15 protein-coding genes are annotated in these 16,665 nt (G+C 71.5%); 5 read left to right on the forward strand and 10 right to left on the reverse strand.

Translation table 11 applies throughout. The annotated features are described in order from the left end of the window. Nucleotides 1-438 precede the first annotated feature (438 nt). A complete protein-coding gene (locus ACO0M4_RS30340) occupies nt 439-996 on the reverse strand; it encodes a DUF3291 domain-containing protein (protein ID WP_430374270.1) in 558 nt (185 codons plus the stop codon). 431 nt (nt 997-1,427) lie between these two features. Here ACO0M4_RS30340 and ACO0M4_RS30345 point away from each other — a divergent pair, with 431 nt between their 5' ends. Continuing rightward, nucleotides 1,428-1,730, forward strand: a complete 303-nt coding sequence (locus tag ACO0M4_RS30345; RefSeq protein ID WP_430374271.1) for a hypothetical protein — start codon at nt 1,428-1,430, stop codon at nt 1,728-1,730. A gap of 399 nt (nt 1,731-2,129) precedes the next feature. Here the strand turns inward: ACO0M4_RS30345 and ACO0M4_RS30350 are convergent, their stop codons facing one another. Together ACO0M4_RS30350 and ACO0M4_RS30355 are read right to left on the reverse strand one after the other, a co-directional pair. Beyond that, nucleotides 2,130-2,714, reverse strand: coding sequence for a sigma-70 family RNA polymerase sigma factor (locus ACO0M4_RS30350; RefSeq protein WP_430374272.1), 585 nt, complete (start codon nt 2,712-2,714; stop codon nt 2,130-2,132). A gap of 323 nt (nt 2,715-3,037) precedes the next feature. Further along, nucleotides 3,038-3,838, reverse strand: coding sequence for a PE-PGRS family protein (locus tag ACO0M4_RS30355; RefSeq protein WP_430374273.1), 801 nt, complete (start codon nt 3,836-3,838; stop codon nt 3,038-3,040). A 298-nt stretch (nt 3,839-4,136) separates the two neighbouring features. Between ACO0M4_RS30355 and ACO0M4_RS30360 the strand changes: the two genes are divergently transcribed. Both ACO0M4_RS30360 and ACO0M4_RS30365 read left to right on the forward strand, forming a co-directional pair. Continuing rightward, nucleotides 4,137-5,390 (forward strand): MFS transporter, encoded by a 1,254-nt coding sequence (locus ACO0M4_RS30360; RefSeq protein WP_430374274.1) that lies wholly within the window; start codon nt 4,137-4,139, stop codon nt 5,388-5,390. Beyond that, nucleotides 5,387-6,526 (forward strand): sugar ABC transporter permease, encoded by a 1,140-nt coding sequence (locus ACO0M4_RS30365; RefSeq protein WP_430374275.1) that lies wholly within the window; start codon nt 5,387-5,389, stop codon nt 6,524-6,526. Before ACO0M4_RS30360 ends, ACO0M4_RS30365 begins: the two co-directional genes overlap by 4 nt. 83 nt (nt 6,527-6,609) lie before the next feature. On the opposite strand, the gene ACO0M4_RS30370 is transcribed toward ACO0M4_RS30365, so the two are convergent. Further along, on the reverse strand, nt 6,610-7,734 hold the full coding sequence (locus tag ACO0M4_RS30370) for an acyl-CoA dehydrogenase family protein (protein ID WP_430375321.1): 1,125 nt from the start codon (nt 7,732-7,734) through the stop codon (nt 6,610-6,612). Nucleotides 7,735-7,976: 242 nt separating this feature from the next. Here ACO0M4_RS30370 and ACO0M4_RS30375 point away from each other — a divergent pair, with 242 nt between their 5' ends. Then, nucleotides 7,977-9,749 (forward strand): CoA transferase, encoded by a 1,773-nt coding sequence (locus tag ACO0M4_RS30375; protein WP_430374276.1) that lies wholly within the window; start codon nt 7,977-7,979, stop codon nt 9,747-9,749. Further along, entirely contained in the window at nt 9,746-11,398 is a 1,653-nt protein-coding gene (locus tag ACO0M4_RS30380; protein ID WP_430374277.1) for a class I adenylate-forming enzyme family protein, read from the forward strand. Before ACO0M4_RS30375 ends, ACO0M4_RS30380 begins: the two co-directional genes overlap by 4 nt. A gap of 67 nt (nt 11,399-11,465) precedes the next feature. Here ACO0M4_RS30380 and ACO0M4_RS30385 read toward each other — a convergent pair whose 3' ends face one another. The 6 genes from ACO0M4_RS30385 to ACO0M4_RS30410 all read right to left on the reverse strand — a co-directional run bounded on the left by ACO0M4_RS30385 (nt 11,466) and on the right by ACO0M4_RS30410 (nt 16,652). Continuing rightward, nucleotides 11,466-12,293 (reverse strand): ABC transporter substrate-binding protein, encoded by an 828-nt coding sequence (locus ACO0M4_RS30385; RefSeq protein WP_430374278.1) that lies wholly within the window; start codon nt 12,291-12,293, stop codon nt 11,466-11,468. Further along, a complete protein-coding gene (locus tag ACO0M4_RS30390; protein WP_430374279.1) occupies nt 12,251-13,114 on the reverse strand; it encodes a metal ABC transporter permease in 864 nt (287 codons plus the stop codon). Before ACO0M4_RS30390 ends, ACO0M4_RS30385 begins: the two co-directional genes overlap by 43 nt. Next, on the reverse strand, nt 13,111-13,731 hold the full coding sequence (locus tag ACO0M4_RS30395) for an ATP-binding cassette domain-containing protein (protein ID WP_430375322.1): 621 nt from the start codon (nt 13,729-13,731) through the stop codon (nt 13,111-13,113). The genes ACO0M4_RS30390 and ACO0M4_RS30395 overlap by 4 nt, the downstream gene beginning before the upstream one ends. Nucleotides 13,732-13,978: 247 nt before the next feature. Continuing rightward, nucleotides 13,979-14,725 (reverse strand): YcnI family protein, encoded by a 747-nt coding sequence (locus tag ACO0M4_RS30400; RefSeq protein WP_430374280.1) that lies wholly within the window; start codon nt 14,723-14,725, stop codon nt 13,979-13,981. 117 nt (nt 14,726-14,842) lie between these two features. Beyond that, entirely contained in the window at nt 14,843-15,472 is a 630-nt protein-coding gene (locus ACO0M4_RS30405) for a hypothetical protein (RefSeq protein ID WP_430374281.1), read from the reverse strand. Nucleotides 15,473-16,073: 601 nt separating this feature from the next. Then, nucleotides 16,074-16,652: a TetR/AcrR family transcriptional regulator gene (locus tag ACO0M4_RS30410; RefSeq protein WP_430374282.1), complete on the reverse strand. Its 579-nt coding sequence runs from the start codon at nt 16,650-16,652 to the stop codon at nt 16,074-16,076. Nucleotides 16,653-16,665: the final 13 nt, after the last annotated feature.

Here is a 16,665-nt window from a genome sequence, read left to right on the forward strand (position 1 = left end):
GAAACCACCCGAGCTGGTGACCTCCTCAGACGGATCGTCGTCCACCTGAAACAGGCGCGGGCCCGCCAAGTCTCCCCTTCACAGCCAAACGATCTTGGTGCCAGTAATCGTCGGTATGTGTCATCTATCGCCTGTTGTCACAGCGGACCAGGCTGTCGAAGGCGCCCCGGTGCCTGGTGAGCCAAGTCAGGTAGAACAAGCCCCGATTCATCACACCTGCGTCAGCGCCCCGCTCGTACTCGACCTTACCGACCGCAGGAGCTCGTGAACCGGCTCTGAACTGCGACGACTCATCGGCTACACGTCCGTGACGGGGAGTCGGGGCCGCTTGGCTTTGTTCACGAGAACCGGGTTCTCGTGAACAAAGCCAGGCCGTTGCTGTTCGCCGTCATTCAATCGAGGCGTTTGACAGCGAACCCAGTCGTTCAGGCTTCCTTGTCAGCGAACCTGGTCGCTCTTCGGCCCGATGCCTTTGATCCTGGTCGGAGTTCCGTCCGGGGCGAACGAGTGGTGGAAGGTGAAGGCGTGCGGCGCGGAGCCGTGGTCGTGGAGGTGCTCCAGCCTGGCAACCCCGTCCTGCCAGGTGGGTATCACGCCGTCGGAGACCCACCAGAACACGTAACCCGGGTGTTCTGTCCTCTCGATCCAGTCGTAACGCCTGTTCAGCGCCGCACGATGCAGACCGGTGTAGATGGCGTCGAAGGCGAGGCGCAGGTCGGTCCAGAGTGAGAGGGTCGCGGCCAGGGCGGCGGTTTCCGCCGTACGGCCCTTGCTGTACCAGGTCGGTACGGCGAACTCTCCCCATGCACCCCAGTCCAAGTCGAAGTGTGCGCCCCGGTCACCGTATGCCGCTTCAGCATGCGCGAGGTATCCGGGGTGCTGACTGATCGTCCGGTAGACGGCCTCACCAATGTCGTAGAACTCGCGCGTGAGAGGTGCGGGATCGGCGAGAGGTGACTTCAGGACGCCGAATGTGTACAGCGCAAGATGGGGCATGCGTCTCTCCCTGGTTGGGGGTGCCTGGCGTGGATCCGGTTCGGTGGCTTACGCATGGGGGCGAGGGTTCGTGGGGCGTGACCGACTCATCCCGTCGCGGGTGGCCCAGCCTGAAGGAACCCCTGTGCGACCGTGGTTGACCGCCGAAGGTCAGGTGAAGGTAGCTGCCTCTGCGGGCCATGTCGAAGTTGCGTTTTCCCTGTCCAAGTGGCCTCTTGCACAGGTCCTTGCGGGAACTGGGCGGTGGCGCTGCCTGCCGCCGTGGAAGTCCGCATCAGCCCAGAAAATGCCGAGAAGCAGCATCGACAACCCCGCTCAAGCCGGTGTGCCGGGGCGACGCCAGCGGCGTTGTCGGCGCCGACTGGGTTGGATGACGGAGCGACTGGGTTCACTGTCAAAGGACAGTTGCTGTAACTCGCCTGGGAGGTCTCATGGGACGGCCCGTCCACCCGGACGGTGGACGGGCCGTGGCGGCCGGCGGGCCGGTCGGCGTAGCGGAGCTGGAGGGCCTCTCTGGCGCGCCGGCCGGTGACGATGATGGTCTCCCACACATCCCGCAGGCCATGGTCGTGTGGGTCGTGCCCGTCGGCGAGCTGCTGCAGGTTGGCCTCGTCCGCAAGCGCGCGGGCGACCTCGCCGGGGAAGGGGTTGCGGCTGCGGGGCGTGCCCGGGCCGCCGACCGGCATGGTGGCGATGAAGGCGCGGTCCAGGCCGAAACGCCTCGGCCGTGCTGATGCGGTTGTTCGCGGAGATGCGGGACCGCTCCATGTCGCGCGTTCACCGACCAGCGCACGGTGTGGGTGGTGCCGCGTTTTCCCTTGTAGACCTCCGTCTTGTGGAAGCGGACCTTGCAGGACCGTCCGCAACACCTTCCGCACCCTGGCATTCGGCCAACGCCCGCTCCCACCGGTCCGGCAGCAGGCCCCTGGTGCGTCGCACCGCGTGGGTCAGGGGCCTGCTGCCGATCGACCCACCGTGGCGGGGCGTCAATGTTTGCGTCCAGCCCGTACTCGTACGTCTTGCCGTCGGCCGTCCGCGTGGCTGGGCCCAGATGGACCTCGCGGCCGGAACCGGAATCGGAACGGAACCGGAGCCGGTTACGCCGCGATTACCTGTGCCTGCCCGACACCGTCCTACGCCGCGCTCAGCCAGCAGGTGAGGTCGTCACGTGCACGGGCCACCCGGGAGCGGACCGTGCCGACGGGACAGCCCACCACCGCCGCGGCATCCGCGTACGGAAGGCCGAGCAGTTGGGTGAGCACGAACGCCTCGCGGCGGGTGTCGTCCAGCGCGTCGAGCAGCTCGCGCAGCGCGACGCCTTCGGTGAAGCCCGGCAACCCGCTCGGCTGTGCTCGTTCCGCCATCTCCTGCCAGTCGTCGACGGCGGCGATACGGGGACGGGCCGCGGCCGAGCGGTAGCGGTCGATCACCACCCGGCGGGCGATCGACAGGAGCCAGGTGCGGGCGCACGAGCGTCCGGCGAAACGCGGCAGGCTTGTCAGGGCCCGGAGGTAGGTCTCCTGGGCAAGGTCGTCGGCGGCATGCACATCGTCGCTCAGGTGGGCCACGAACCTCCATACGTGGTGGTGGGCGGCGCGTATGAAGCGCTCGACCGCTTCGGGTTCTCCACTGCGGGCGGCCAGTGCCCACTCCGTCATCTGAGCGTCGTTGGCCGCGGTCCGCGCCGCACGGGCTGTCACTTCGAGGGCAGGGGTCATCGCAAGTCGTCCTTAGGGGCCTGCGGGGCCCGGCCGGCCATGGCAGGGCGGGACCCCGTCGGTGAGCAACCTTCCGGACCGCGCCTGGCTGAAGCAGGGTGGGCAGGCCGGAAGGTCACGGAGACACGGGCCGGCGGGTGGATCACGCCCTGCTGAACCGCTTACGGCAGCAGGCGCGTGGGCACGCCGGTACTCCGCTCGTCACCGGATGGCGTTCCCTGATGGCGTTCCCGGAACCGAATCCGAATCCGGAGCCCAGAGTGCGGAGTCCGGAACGGGACACCGGGAACACCTCGGGCATCGGGGACGGCCGTGACGAGCGGTCAGAAGCAGCACGAAGGCCGCGGTGGGCCCCTGCGGGAGACGACGTTGTGCAGCAGTGCCGCGCGCAACGTCGGCACGGGCATGGTGGCCAACGGGCGTGCGGGCAGGCTCAATCCGGTCCAGCCGTGCGTTGCCAGCACTGTCAGCAGTGGCGTGAACAGCAGTCCGGCCAGGCTGCGGGCCAGTCGGAAGACAGCCGCCTCACCGCGCCACAGCCACAGACCGCACAGCAGGGCGGCCAGCAAGTGGGCGAGAAACATCCCCAACGCCCCATGTCCGACATGGCTCATGGGTGTCATCTGGTCAGGGTGACTCATGTCCATACCGGGCATGGCCTCCATGCCCGGTATGCCGCCCATCGGCGTGGCGGACGACCCGTGCATGGTGACCGGGGTCCGTCCGGCATTCCGCAGCAGACGCATCGCCGCGGTCTGCGCATCCCGCCCGGGTGACGTGCCCGTCGCGCCGCACATCAGCGCGGTTGCCCACTGCGCGGGCGAGAGGAGGGCCGACGTGGACAGCGACGCCGACGTGGACGCCGACGCCTGGGCCAGGCCGAACAGTGAGTGCAGTCCGAGCTGTGCGGCGACGGTGGAACCGGTGACGACCAGAACTCCGCGTTCCCGCCCGGTCAGGCAGTACGCCGCGGCGCCCGTTCCGAAGAACGCGGCCCCGAGGGCCCACCAGGGAACAGCGCCGGACATGAGTGCGTGTCCCAGGGCGGTCGTCGTCACGCAGACGGCTGCGAAGGTCGCAGCTCGTGCGGCGCGCGCGGCAGACCCGGTCGTCATGGCGGACATCGGCCACCCCCTCCGCACGCGTCTGCAGGGCGGTACCGGCCTGCCGCCGCCCCGCTCCCCTGTGCGCCGCATCACATGATGCGGCCGGAACTCACGCCTGCCCAGAGCCGACTCGTGGGTAGGTTTCGGCTTCGGCGTTGCCGAGAAGCCGCACGGCGCGCGATGCCGTGGGAGACGTATCACGCCACTCGCCGATGCTCCGGGAACTGGGCAACGGGCTGGACCGACTGACTGATCCGGGCCCGACGCCAGGGCCGGGGATCCTCGGGAGGTCAGTGGTGAGGGTGAGTACACAGTGGTGAAAGAGACGAACTGGCACGCCGAAGCTCATGTCGCGGCTCCGGACATGGTTCCCGGTAGCGACCGGTCGACCGGGCCCGGCCCTTCGGTGATCGTCCTGCTGACCTGTGCGATGGCCTTCTCGATGATGCAGCTCTTTCTCCTGGGGGCGCTCGGTCCGCGCCTGGTGGGCGAGTTGGGCATCTCGCGGACGGTGCTGGGGCTGACGACCACGGCGGGCTTCGGTATCGCGGCTTCGCTGTCGCCGGTGGCGGGGCGGCTGGTGGACCGGGTGGGGCCGCGACGGTGTCTGGTGGCGCTGCTGCTGACGGCCGCGGCCGCGCTGGCGATGATCGGCGCTGCTCCGGGCCCCACGGTGTTGCTGATCGCGGTGGCGCTGGGAGGGCTGCCGCAGGCGCTCGCCAACCCGGCCACGAACAAGGTCATATTGGGCGCGTTCCCGCCCGCGCGACGTGGCTCGGTGACCGGGTTCAAACAGTCCGGGGTGCAGTTCGGGGCTTTTGCGGCGGGGTTGCCGCTGTCGCTGCTCGCGGCGGGCGTCGGCTGGCGCGGGGCGGTGTGGGCGGCTGCGGGAACGGCTGCGGTGGCGGCCGTATGGGCCGCACGTGCCCTTCCCTCAGACCCGGCCGTCGCGGCAGCCGGCGGTGCGCGCCCGGTGACCTCGCCGCGTGGGGTCGTGTGGCGGCTGGCCGCGTTCTCGCTGCTGCTGGGCTGCGGCATAGCCTCGGTCAACACCTATCTGGCGCTGTTCGGCACGCAGCGACTGGGCCTGGCGCCGACCCCCGCCGCCGCATTGCTGGCCACGCTGGGAGTGGCGGGCATCGGCGGGCGGGTCGCGTGGTCGCGTTCAGCGGGCCGGCCGGGCCGGGCCGCGGCCCTCCCCGCCCTGCTGGCCGCCGGGGCGGTGGGTGCGGCACTCCTGCTCGCCGCCTCGCTGCCGGTCCATCTGCTGGCGTGGCCGGCGGTCGTGGCAGTGGGGGTGTTCGCCGTGTCAGCGAATGCGGTGTCGATGGTGCTGGTGATGCAGCGGGCCGCACCTGGCAAGGCAGGCGCCGACTCGGCACTGGTGTCGGCCGGCTTCTTCGCCGGATTCGCGCTCGGCCCACCGCTGTTCGGTGAGCTCGTATCGGCCACCGGTTACGGGCCGGGCTGGCTGCTGGTGGCGGTGGAGTTCGCGGGTGCGGCGCTGGTCGCCCTGCCACGCCTACTGCGCCGGGTGGACGGGAGCGACCTGTCCGAGGGGCGACCGTGACCACGACGACGGAGGTGAACGCGCCTGCGGGGACGCCGGGTTGGGGGGAGCAGGCGCTCGCGGCGGTGCTGGAGCGGGTCCGTACGACAGCGGCGGAGGTGGGGCCGCGGTTTCCCCTCTACGCGGAACCCGGCACCGACCGGTGGACCACGACATCACGCGGCTCCTGGACGGGCGGCTTCTGGGCCGGACTGCTGTGGCTGCGTGCGCTGGCTCACGGCTCCGCCACCGATCGGGCGGAGGCCGCCGCGTGTACCGGACGTCTGGCGCACTGGGCCGACCGGGACACCGCGACCCGGGGGTTGGTGCTGTGGTACGGGACGGCCTTGGCGGCCGGGCCCGGGGGCGATCGGACCGCTGCCGAACTGCGTGGCCGAGCGGCGCGAGCCTGCCTGGCCGCCTACGACCCGGAATTGCGGGTGGTCCCCTGGGGCGACGCATTCGGCGGGCCCCGGCTGCTGGCGCGGGCGGATGGCGTACCAGGGCTGGTGCCACTGCTGCCGTGTGCGCCTGGCGGTGGCGCGGCGGCGGCCCGCGGGCATCTGACCCAGCACCTCGAACTGTGCCTCTCCGAAGAGCCGCCGCGCCCCTCCTGGCAGGCGTTGGGCGCCCGGAGGTGGACAGGCCGTGCGGAACCGGCGCCTGGCTGGAGCCGTACGGTTGCGTGGCTTCTGCTGGGGGCGGCGGACGGGCTCCACTTCGTACCTTTCCGGTCGGAGGAAGGCTCGACGAGTGTTCCGCGAGGTGACGTCACCGCGAGCGGTCTGTGGGATGCGGCACGGCGGTTGATCGCCATGCGGTGCGACGGTCCGGCCCAGCTCGTACCGCATGACGGGGACCCCTCGGGCCCCGTGGACACCTCGGCGGCCGCGATCGAGGCGGTGGCCGTGCTGAAGCTGGCGTCCCTCGCCCGTGCCGAGGGGCGGACCAGCGAAGCCGATCGGCTGGCGGGCCGGGCCGAGGCGGTGCTGCGTCGGCTGTGTGCGCACCACCTCTCGCCGTCGGGCGGGTTGCTCGACGGCTGCTACGACGCGGCGCGCGGCGTCGCCGTCCGCCACGAACTCGTATGGGGTGACTTCTTCCTGGCGCTGGGGCTGGCGGTGGTGACCGGGCTGGTCGGGCCGTTCGCCACCTGAGCCTCGGCCTGTCGCCTGTCGCCTCTCGCTCTGTCCTCCGAAGGGCCGCCGTTGGGCTGCCCAGGGCATAGGACCGTCGGGGATCAGGCCCGCAGGACCCGCCGCGCGACCGACGAGATGTGCAGTTCGTCCGGGCCGTCGAGGAGCCGGGCCGCGCGGCCGGCGCGGAAGAGGGCGGGCAGCGGCGTGTCGGGCCCCAGCCCGGCCGCACCGTGGACCTGGATCGCCGCGTCGGCGACCTGCTGGAGCATCCGGGCCGCCGCGACCTTGGCCATCCCCGACTCCACCCGGGCGTCCTCACCCGCCTCCAGACGGGCCACCGCCTCGTGGACCAGCGGCCGGGTGGTACGGATGGCCAGCAGAGCGTCGAACACCATCTGCTGGACGAGTTGACGGTCCGCCAGGGGGCCCGACGCCTGGGTGCGTGAGCAGGCGCGGGCGCACATCAGGTCGAAGGCACGAGTGGCCTGGCCAAGCCAGCGCAGGCAGCGCAGGACCCGGCCGAGCCTGATCCGTTCGCCGGCGATCCGAAGGGCATGGCCCCGCGGTCCCACCAGGTGGTCGGAGTCCACCGTCACACCGTCCAGCGCGATCTCCCACTGGCCGCCCGCGCCGAGAACGGGCAGTTCGCGTACCACCCGGAAGCCGGGCGCCGTGGTGGGGACGAGAAGCAGGGACAGCCCGTCGGTACCCGGCGCCGCACCGTCCGTACGCGCCATGACGGTCACCAGATCGGCGTTGCCCGCGCCCGTGATGAACCCTTTCCGGCCGTGTACCGTCCATGCGCCGCCACCCCGGGCTTCGTCTGCCCGGGTCGCGATCAGCTTGGGGTCGGTGCCCGGGGTGTCGGGCTCGGTCATCGCGTAGCAGGCGCGCAGCTCCCCGGCCGCGATCCGTGCCAGATACCGCTCCTGGACCGGCTCGCTGGCGTGCCGGCTGAGCATCAGCACGTCCAGGAACGAAGCCGAGCCGAGCGCGCTCGGGCCGTGGTCGCTCGCGCCCTCCGCCTCCGCCAGGTGCGCGTAGTGCGAGAGCCGCACCCCCTGGCCACCCAGCTCGACGGGCAGCGGCAACGCCCACAACCCGGCTTCCTTCGCTTCGTGTTGGAGCTCACGCATCCGCGCCATGGCCTTGGGGCCACCCGCGTCGAGCAAGGGCTCGCAGGGCATGACCCGCTCCCGGACGAACGCGGCGACCCGGGCACGCAATGCGACAACTTCGGTCGGGCAGTCGGGCGTTCCATGCCTGGCTGCTGATCTGCCTGCCGGTGCGGCAGTGCTCTCGTTCACGGCTTTCCTCCACAGACAGCGGGAGCCGAAGTCACCGGGAACCCGGTGGCCCAACGGTCCGACTTACTCGCCGTGGAATTGGTCGGCGCCAGGTGCCGTCCAGTTCCCGCGCATCCCTACCGCCCGGACGTCAGCACCTGCCGCCGCAGGAGAGGAGAGCCATGGGACGCCTCACCACGCTCCATGCCACCCGCCCATTGGAAGACGCGACGGTGCACGTCTCGGGCTCTCGCGCGCTCACGGGACCCGCGGTCGGTCACCTTCGTGCGCTCGGCGCGACGACAGAACAGCGGGACGGGAAAGGGCAGGGCGGCGGTCCGGCCCGGTTCTTCCTCACCGTTCCCGGGGTGGGTGCGGTCGGCGCCGAGGCCGTATGGGTGGACGTACTGCACGGTATGGACGGCATCGACGACGAGACGACCGTCCAGGCGGCGACGGGCGTGATGGCCGTGCACGGCAGGCGCGACGGCTCACCGCGCGGTCTCGCCGTCGACTACGCGGCGACCTGCGCCTCCGTCCTCACCGTGCAGGGCATGCTCGCCGCACTGGTCGGGCAGGCACGTGGCGGCGGCGCCGAACGAACAGCCACCGGAGCGGACCGGGCCGCGCTGCTGACCGTCTCCCAGTACCTGGCCGCCGCCTGCGCGCCGGAGGCCGAGGCCGTACCGATGTCGCCGGGCGGTCCGCCGTTCACCGCTTCCGACAGCACACGATTCGAGCTGGAGGCGCTGGAGCCTGCCGTGTGGGCCGGGTTCTGGCGTGCACTGGGCGCTCCCGCGGAGGCGATACGGACGGGCTGGCGCCCCTTCCAGTTCCGTTACGCCACTGCCTGTGCACCGCTGCCCGAGGCACTGCACGCCACCACGCGGGGCGCCACGTGGGAGCGGATCCGGCAGGCCGCCACCGTCGCGGGGGCCGCGGTGTGCCCGCTGTACGCGATGACACCGCCGGCCGGATCCGCGGCGCCATGGACCGTGGAGACGTCCGAGCCCTGGACCGCGCGGCCACCCGTCACCGCTCCGCAGGACCCGGCACGCCCTCTGGCCGGCCTCACCGTCCTGGAGGCGGGCCGTCGCATCCAGGCCCCGCTCGCCGCCCATCTGCTCGGCCTGCTCGGCGCCGACGTCGTACGGATCGAGCCGCCGGGCGGTGACCCGCTGCGCGGCATGCCACCGTGCTGTTCGGACGTGTCGGCCCGCTGGCTGGCGCTGAACCGGCACAAGCGCGCCGTGGAGATCGACATCAAGTCGACCGCCGGACAGGCGGAGTTGCGCGAGCTGGCCTCCGGTGCGGACGTCTTCCTGCACAACTGGGCACCGGGCAAGGCCGAACAACTCGGCCTGGATGCCGAATCGTTCGGAGCCGCGAGCCCCGGGCTGGTGTACGCGTACACCAGCGGATGGGCAGGTAGGCTCCCCGACACTCCCATCGGCACCGACTTCATGGTGCAGGCCCGCATGGGCATCGGCGAGGCGGTCCGCCCCCTCGACGAGCCACCCGCCCCCTCCCTCATGACCCTCATCGACGTGCTCGGCGGTCTACAAGGAGCAGAGGCGATCCTCGCCGGACTGCTGCTGCGCGAACGCTCCGGCACCGGCGTACGGGTGGAGTCCTCGCTGCTCGGCGCCGCCGAAACGCTCACCACGGCCGCCCGGCACCGGCGCCGCCCGGCGGGCTTCCGACGCCCCCTGCCCACCGCCGACGGCTGGATGGCCCCGACGGACGACTCGGCACCCGCGGCCCACGACCTACACCCCTCACCGACGAAGCTGACGAACGGGCAAGCCATCGCGGCCCTCCGTCGACAAGGGCTCGCGGCCACTCCGGTCACCACCGACCTGGCCCGCCTGCCCGATGACCCCCGACTGGGCGGGGCGCTGAGCCGCGACTCCCACGGCTGCGTCGCCGTCCCTTCCCCTTGGAGGTTTTCGTGACGAACCCCCGGTATCACGACCTGGTACCGGCCTCGCTGCGGCGTACCTGGGCCGCCGAAGGCCACTACCCCGACCTCGACCTGTACGCGCTCTTCCGGGCGCACCGCTGTACCGGCCCGGACCGGACCGCGGTGATCGACTCCGAAGGCGCCGTCACCTACGCACAGCTGGACCGCCGAGCACGATGCCTGGCCGCCGGTCTCGACGCGGCCGGCGTACGCGCCGGGGACGTCGTGGGCGTCCAACTCCCCAATGGCCGCGATGCGGTGGCCACCGACCTGGCCCTCGCGGCGCTCGGCGCGGTCGCGCTTCCCTTCCCCGTCGGGCGCGGCGGGCGGGAGGCGCTGTCCCTGCTCGGCCGGTCCGGGGCACGGGCGGTCATCGCCGTCACTGAACACCGGGGCGTCCGGCACGCCCGCGAACTGGCCGGGCTCGCCAAGGAACTTCCCGACCTGCGGAGCGTGATCGCGGCCGGTCCCGGCCCCGCACCCGAGGGCTGCCTGTCGATGGCCGAACTGCTCCGCGCCGACGCCACCCCCGTCACCCCGGTCCGCCCCGACCCCGACACGGCCGCCCGCATCCTGGTCTCCTCCGGGTCCGAAGCCGAACCCAAGATGGTGGCCTACTCGCACAACGCCCTCGCGGGCGGCCGGGGCAACTTCCTCTCCGCCCTGCTCCCCGACCGGACTCCGCCGTGCTGCCTGTTCCTGGTCCCGCTCGCCTCGGCCTTCGGCAGCAGCGGAACAGCGGTCACCCTCGCCCGGCACGGCGGCACTCTCGTCGTGCTCGACCGCTTCACGCCCGAGGCCGCGCTGGAGGCGATCCGCCACCATCGGCCGACCCATGTTCTGGGCGTGCCGACGATGGTGCGCATGATGCTGGAACAGCTGGACGCCGGCGACCCGCCGAGCGGCATCACCGCCCTCATACTGGGCGGCTCCGCCCTCGACGACGCCACCCGCGAAGAGGCCGCCCGCGCCTTCGGCTGCGCCGTCACCAACCTCTATGGATCGGCGGACGGGGTCAACTGCCACTCCAGCCTCGGCGGCGACGGCCCTTCGGGCAGCGGTCCCGGGACGGTGATCGGCCGTCCGGATCCGGCCGTCTGCGACATCCGTATCGACCCCTCACGCGGCGGTGACCCGACGGCCGGCACCGGCGAGATCCTCGCCCGCGGCCCCATGAGCCCGCTGTGCTACGTCGGCGACCCCGAGCTGAACACGCGCTACCGCACCGCTGACGGCTGGGTACGCACCGGCGATCTCGGCCTGCTCGACGCCGACGGCTCGCTTCGCGTCATCGGCAGGCTCAAGGACATCGTCATACGGGGCGGAGCCAACATCAGCCCCGCCGAAGTCGAAGGCGAACTGTCCTCGCACCCGGACGTAAGGGACGTGATGTGCGTCGGCTTCCCCGATCCGCTGATGGGCGAACGGCTCGCGGCCTGTGTCGTGCCCAAGGCCGGGCGCACGCCGACCCTTGAGAGCCTGTGCGCGCATCTGGACGCGCGCGGCCTGGAGCGGCGCAAGAACCCCGAACGACTGCTGGTGGTGACGGGTGAACTCCCCCTGACCCCGGCCGGCAAGCCCGACCGCGCGGCCCTGCGCAGACAGCTGTCCGCCGGGCTCACGAAGCAGCGAGCCCACTGACTCACAGGGGGTGGGGCCGCTCACGGCGCGACCCCACCCCCGAACTTTCCCGGCTTGCCGGTCCTTGTCAGGAACCGCCGAACGCCTTCTCCATCTGCTCCGCCGCCTTGCGGTAGACCGCGATCACATCGAGGTCGGCGCCTGGGTAGTTGACGATGTTGAGCTGCTTGGCTCCCGAGCCCGGCAGCACGGTGCCGGTGGACATGTTCTCGTTGTCGAGGACGAACGCCGGCTTCTCGGCCGACAGCTTCGACAGCTGTGCGGGGGTGACCTGGTCCGGGCCGTAGGTGCCGGCCAGTTGCGCTCCGGCGAGCTTGGCCGCCCACGTCGTGAACACCTGCGCGACAACCACCGGCTGCTTTCCTCCGGGCCAGGAGGACTTCACCTGCTCCGCAAGCTTCTTGCGTTGGGCATCGAACTTCGCGTTCCAGTTGCCGGCCGCCTGCCCGGTGCCGAACAGCTTGCCCAGCTTGGTGACAGCGGCCTCCGTGGTGGCAGGGTCGTTGTCGAGATTCACCTCGACCAGCTTCGCCTTGGAACCGACGGCCTCCTTGACCTTGCCGGCGAACGGCTCGAAGGACGCGTAGAGCACGTAGTCGGCGTCCGCGACCTTCGTCAGGTCGGACGGCTTGAGGTCGTAGTCCGGTGCGTGGCGGATCGAGGCCGGGACGATGTACTGCACGTTCTTCGCCCCGGCAGCCTTCGCCAGCGCCGCCTCCCAGGAGGAGGTGGCCACGACCACCGGACCACCCGACGGGGACGTGCCGCCCTTCCCGCCCGAGGCGGTCTTGCCACCGGAGCCGCCGGAATCACCGGAGCCGCCGCAGGCGGTGAGCAGAAGCAGCCCCGCACTCAGTGCGGTGAGGGAGCGGACGAGGAGGCGGGGAGGCGCCATGAGGAGGTTCTCCGTTCGGGTAGGAGATGGGCGGCGAGGGCGACCGCGCCCGCCGCGAGGACGAGAATCGGGCCGGGAGGCAGGTCCCAGGCCAGCGAGATCAGAAAGCCCACGACGTTCACCACGGCACCGATGCCGATCGCCCATACGGTGATCGACACCAGGGAGTGGCCGAGGCGCCGGGCGGCGAGCGCGGGCAGCAGGGTCAGCGCGTCCACCAGCAGTGCGCCGGTCAGCCGGATGGCTCCGGCCACCGCGACCGCGACGATGACCAGCAGCAGCATCGTGAGCCGCGGCACCGCAACGCCCGAGCACAACGCCAGCTCCCGGTCGTGCAGCAGCAGCGCCAGATCCCGGCGCCGCCAGACGAACAACGTCGGCACCGTCACGGCCAGTGCCCCGAGCACCACCAGGTCGACCGGCCGCACGGCCAGGATCGACCCCCAGAGCAGGGCGAAGGCGCCGTTGGCGTTCACCCCGGACAGGGCCAGCAATAGCAGCGCCGCGGCAATCGCCAGGCTCATCAGCAGCCCCATCGCCCCCGACAGGGCTTCGGCCGTACGGGCCAGCGGCGCCACACCCGCACCCGCCAGCCCACAGGCCAACAGCGCGCACAACACGGGGTCCAGACCGACGATCTGGCCGACCGCGATCCCCAGCAGCGCGACATGCATCATGGCGAAACGGACCGGCATGATGTCCAACCCGACGATCACCACACCGACCACCGGAAGCCCCATCGCGGCAAGCAGCAGCCCTATCCCCGCCCGCTGCACGGGAACCAACTGCAACAGGTCCCCCACCTGTGTCAGCGCACTCATCGGACCTCCCGCAACCGGCCCGCCGCCATCTCCAGGACCCGGTCACAGCGTGCAGCCATCGCCCGGTCGTGCGTCACCACCAGCAGCGTCACCGGCAGCCCGGTGAGCACCTCCGCGGCCTCCTCCTGCCCGTCGAAATCCAACGCGGCAGTCGGCTCGTCGGCGAGCACCACCCCACTGCCGGCCGCAACACAGCCCACCGCCCGAGCCAGGTGCATCCGCTGCAACTGCCCACCCGACAAACTCCCCAGCGGCCTCTCCCCCAGACCGCCCACCCCGAGCCGCTCGGCCGCGCAGGCCGCCTCCGTGGGAGCGCCACTGCTCGCCAGCAACTCACGCGCCAGCAGCGGAAACCGCCCGGCAGCCGGACGCTGCGGAATCCACGCACACGCACGCCGCCGCCACGCCCACTCGGCAGCGGTACGACTGCCCCGCCCACCCACCGAGATCTCCCCGGATCCCTGCCGGTGCAGCCCGAGCACAGCCCGCAGCAGCGTCGTCTTCCCCGAGCCGTTCGTCCCCGTCAACGCGATCCGCTCACCGGCCGCCACGTCAAGATCGACACCGCTCACCGCCGCCACCCGCCCGTGCCGGCACACCACCCCCCGCAGCCGCATGTCCAGGGCCGTGCCGCTCGACACATCCACGCGCCTCGCATGACTCTTACCGGAATCCACGGCCCACTAGTCGGACGGAACGGTCCTCCAGTTCCCGTCGGTTCCCGACTTCCGTGAAACCGGAGGGGGTACGGACTTGCGGAGCGCTCGCTACTTCCCTTCACACCCCGGTTCCGGTCCGCGGATCGAGGGCAATGCCCGGTGGGCTTCCGGAACTACAGAGGTCACCCACCAGGCATCGCGTGGGCTATGCCCCGCGCTCCTGCTTGCCGGCACGGGAGCGGGCCAGGCCGAGGACGCCGGCGAGCAGGCCGAGGACGCCGACCGACAGGCCGGCGATGCCCAGGTTCCGGGCCGTGGAGTCGTGGGCGTTGGCCGACGCGGCCGTCGGAGTCTTCGGCGCCGCACTCGCCGCGTCGTCGGGGGCCGCCGCGGTGAGCTTCAGCACCGGGGCCGGGTTCTCCGGCTCGGGCTGGCCGGGCCGCTTCGCCTCGATCCAACGGACGATCTTGCCTTCGGAGTAGGTCTGCAACGCCTTAAAGGCCAACTGGCTGGCTCCGGTGGGCAGTTGCCCGAAGGCGACGGTGAAGTCCTGGTAGTTGCCGGGGTCGATCTTGCCGCCGGTCCAGATGATCTCCGAGACGGCGGTGGTGATGTCGCCGTCGTCGGTCTTGATCGGGGTCTTCAGCCGGGTGGTCTTGACCTGGGCGGTCCAGCCCGCGACGGGCGTGACCAGGACGGAGGGGATCGGGTGGTCGACGGGGAGAGCGATGTCGACCTTGGCGGTGCTCGCGTTGTCCTCCTCATTGGGCACCCGGAAGGTCAAGGTGCCGTCGGATGCGCCCTGCGGGTAGCTGTCGGGGTGGACGGTGACGTGGGCGAACGCCGCACCGGCGCTCGCCAGCACACCGGCGGTGGCCAGTGCGCCGACCACGGCCACGCGGCGCAGTGCGCGCCGGGGAGCGGAACGTATGGGTGTCGCAGACGTAGACATGCGAGGACTCCGTAGGGGTCGACCGACGGACAGCACGATCCGCCGGTGAAGCGGTGAAGGGGGCACCGCCGGGCGCAGTTCAGCGGGGCGGTGTACGGAGCCGTACGACAGGACGGCTCACTCGGGCAGGGCCGCAACGGGCCCGGGCACCGGAGGCCCTCGGCGGATCACCGCATGGCGCAACAGGAGCTGCCGCGCCCACCCCTTTCGCGCATCGCGCTGCCGCACCCGTACGTCCGACGGACGCCGTTGCGACGCCCCGGCAGCACGCCACCACGCCACAAGTCCCGGTACCAGCGCGGCCACCTGGCGCAGCAGAGACCACACCGCGGCTTCACCGCGCCGCAGCCACCACGACGCCACCAGCGCCGCGGCAGCGTGCGCCGTGATCGCCCGACCGCTCTCACCGTGGTGCGACAGCATCGTCATCGCCGGGTGGTGCAGGGCGGCCGACATGGCCATTCCCGGCATACCGCCCGCCGGGGGCCCGGCGGGCGGGGCAGTAGCGTCGAACAGCGCGTGAAGCCCCACCTGCACCACACCCATGGCGCCGGCAATCCCCTTCAGCGACCGTTCCCGCATGCCGAGCAGGTAACCGAGCCCGAAGACCGCGGCAAGGCCGACGCCCTCGACCCACAGGGAGGGTGTCTGGCGGCACCCGAGGCTGTGCGCTGCCGCTGCCAGCGTCACGCACACCACGGCGAACACGGCGGCCCGCAGGCTCCGCAGCACCATTGATGCGCGCACGAGGACGGGGTTCCTTCCGGAAGGGTCGGCACGGCCGTCCCAGGATGAGGCGTGCTGAACACAGGCCACCAGAGCGCACAGATGCCCACCAGGTCTCAGCTGCGAGCCCGTGCGCAGCCCCTCGGGGCTTGCCGACAGGGCGCCGCCACTGTAATGGCAGCCCATTCGGCCCGACCCGTGGGGCCTGCCCCAGGACCGATATCACGCGTGATGGCGTGAGATGGACGTTCTGGATGACCGGCGACATGGGTGCAGGTCACCCGCCGACGACTGCGAGGACACCGGCTGTGCGCGTTCGCCCCCTGACCACGTCGGTCGCAGTGACCCACGGCGCCTTGCTCCATCACTTCGGTTCCAAGGAGAACCTGGTCACCCAGGTGATCCAGGTGACCCAGGTGACCCAGCGACTGCGAACGCGGATGGCTGACGGTTGGGCGGCCAGCCGTACAGCCAGGTTCGACGCATCGGACTCCCCTGGCCAACCTGGCCGCCTCCCGGCGATCTGCGGCTGCGGTGTGGGCGCGAGTGACCGGAAGCGATGCCGCAGGCAGGCAGCGGCGGGGCCCGAGGGCCCCGGCTGCGCGCCCGCCGGGACGGTGCGTCAGACCACGGCGAGCCGGTCCACCAGCAGCTCCGTCCTCCGCTCGGCGTCCTCCGGCGGCAGCCGTCCCGCCCGGGTCAGAGTCGCCAGCCCGTGCAGGGCTGCCCAGAACACCTCGGTGAACAGCCCCGGGTCGACGCCGTCCCCGGCGACCTCGCCCAGGCTCTCCAGCAGCGCGGCGAAGGCGTCCTTCAGCGGTTCCGGGGTGTCCTCCTGCGCGAACGCCAGGCCGCCGTCGAGCTGGAACATGGCGTCGTAGACCGCCGGGTTGCGTGCGGCGAAGTCGAGGTAGGCGCGGGCGAGGGCGGCGACCCGCTCGCGCGGGCTGTTCGCGCTGGAGGCCGCGGAACGCACCGCCGCGGCCATCTCGCCGGCGCCCTGGAGGGCGACGGCGCCGATGATCTCCCGTTTGCCGCGGAAGTGGCTGTAGAGGACGGGCTGGCTGTATTCGATGCGCTCGGCGAGCCGGCGCGTGGTGACCGCGTCCCAGCCCTGCTGCTCGGCGAGTTCGCGGGCTGTCGCCACGATGAGGCGCTCGCGGTCCGCCCGTTCGCGCTGCTTGCGTTCCTGTACCGACATGATTCGATCCTAG

It is taken from the genome of Streptomyces sp. RGM 3693 (assembly GCF_050471125.1).
GTDB lineage: Bacteria > Actinomycetota > Actinomycetes > Streptomycetales > Streptomycetaceae > Streptomyces.

Excerpts from the sequence above, each read along its gene's own strand:
- ACO0M4_RS30340 (WP_430374270.1), bottom strand. The coding sequence starts at position 996 with ATGCCCCATCTTGCGCTGTACACATTCGGCGTCCTGAAGTCACCTCTC.
- ACO0M4_RS30345 (WP_430374271.1), top strand. The coding sequence starts at position 1,428 with ATGGGACGGCCCGTCCACCCGGACGGTGGACGGGCCGTGGCGGCCGGC.
- ACO0M4_RS30350 (WP_430374272.1), bottom strand. The coding sequence starts at position 2,714 with ATGACCCCTGCCCTCGAAGTGACAGCCCGTGCGGCGCGGACCGCGGCC.
- ACO0M4_RS30355 (WP_430374273.1), bottom strand. The coding sequence starts at position 3,838 with ATGTCCGCCATGACGACCGGGTCTGCCGCGCGCGCCGCACGAGCTGCG.
- ACO0M4_RS30375 (WP_430374276.1), top strand. The coding sequence starts at position 7,977 with ATGGGACGCCTCACCACGCTCCATGCCACCCGCCCATTGGAAGACGCG.
- ACO0M4_RS30385 (WP_430374278.1), bottom strand. The coding sequence starts at position 12,293 with ATGGCGCCTCCCCGCCTCCTCGTCCGCTCCCTCACCGCACTGAGTGCG.
- ACO0M4_RS30390 (WP_430374279.1), bottom strand. The coding sequence starts at position 13,114 with ATGAGTGCGCTGACACAGGTGGGGGACCTGTTGCAGTTGGTTCCCGTG.
- ACO0M4_RS30395 (WP_430375322.1), bottom strand. The coding sequence starts at position 13,731 with ATGCGGCTGCGGGGGGTGGTGTGCCGGCACGGGCGGGTGGCGGCGGTG.
- ACO0M4_RS30400 (WP_430374280.1), bottom strand. The coding sequence starts at position 14,725 with ATGTCTACGTCTGCGACACCCATACGTTCCGCTCCCCGGCGCGCACTG.
- ACO0M4_RS30410 (WP_430374282.1), bottom strand. The coding sequence starts at position 16,652 with ATGTCGGTACAGGAACGCAAGCAGCGCGAACGGGCGGACCGCGAGCGC.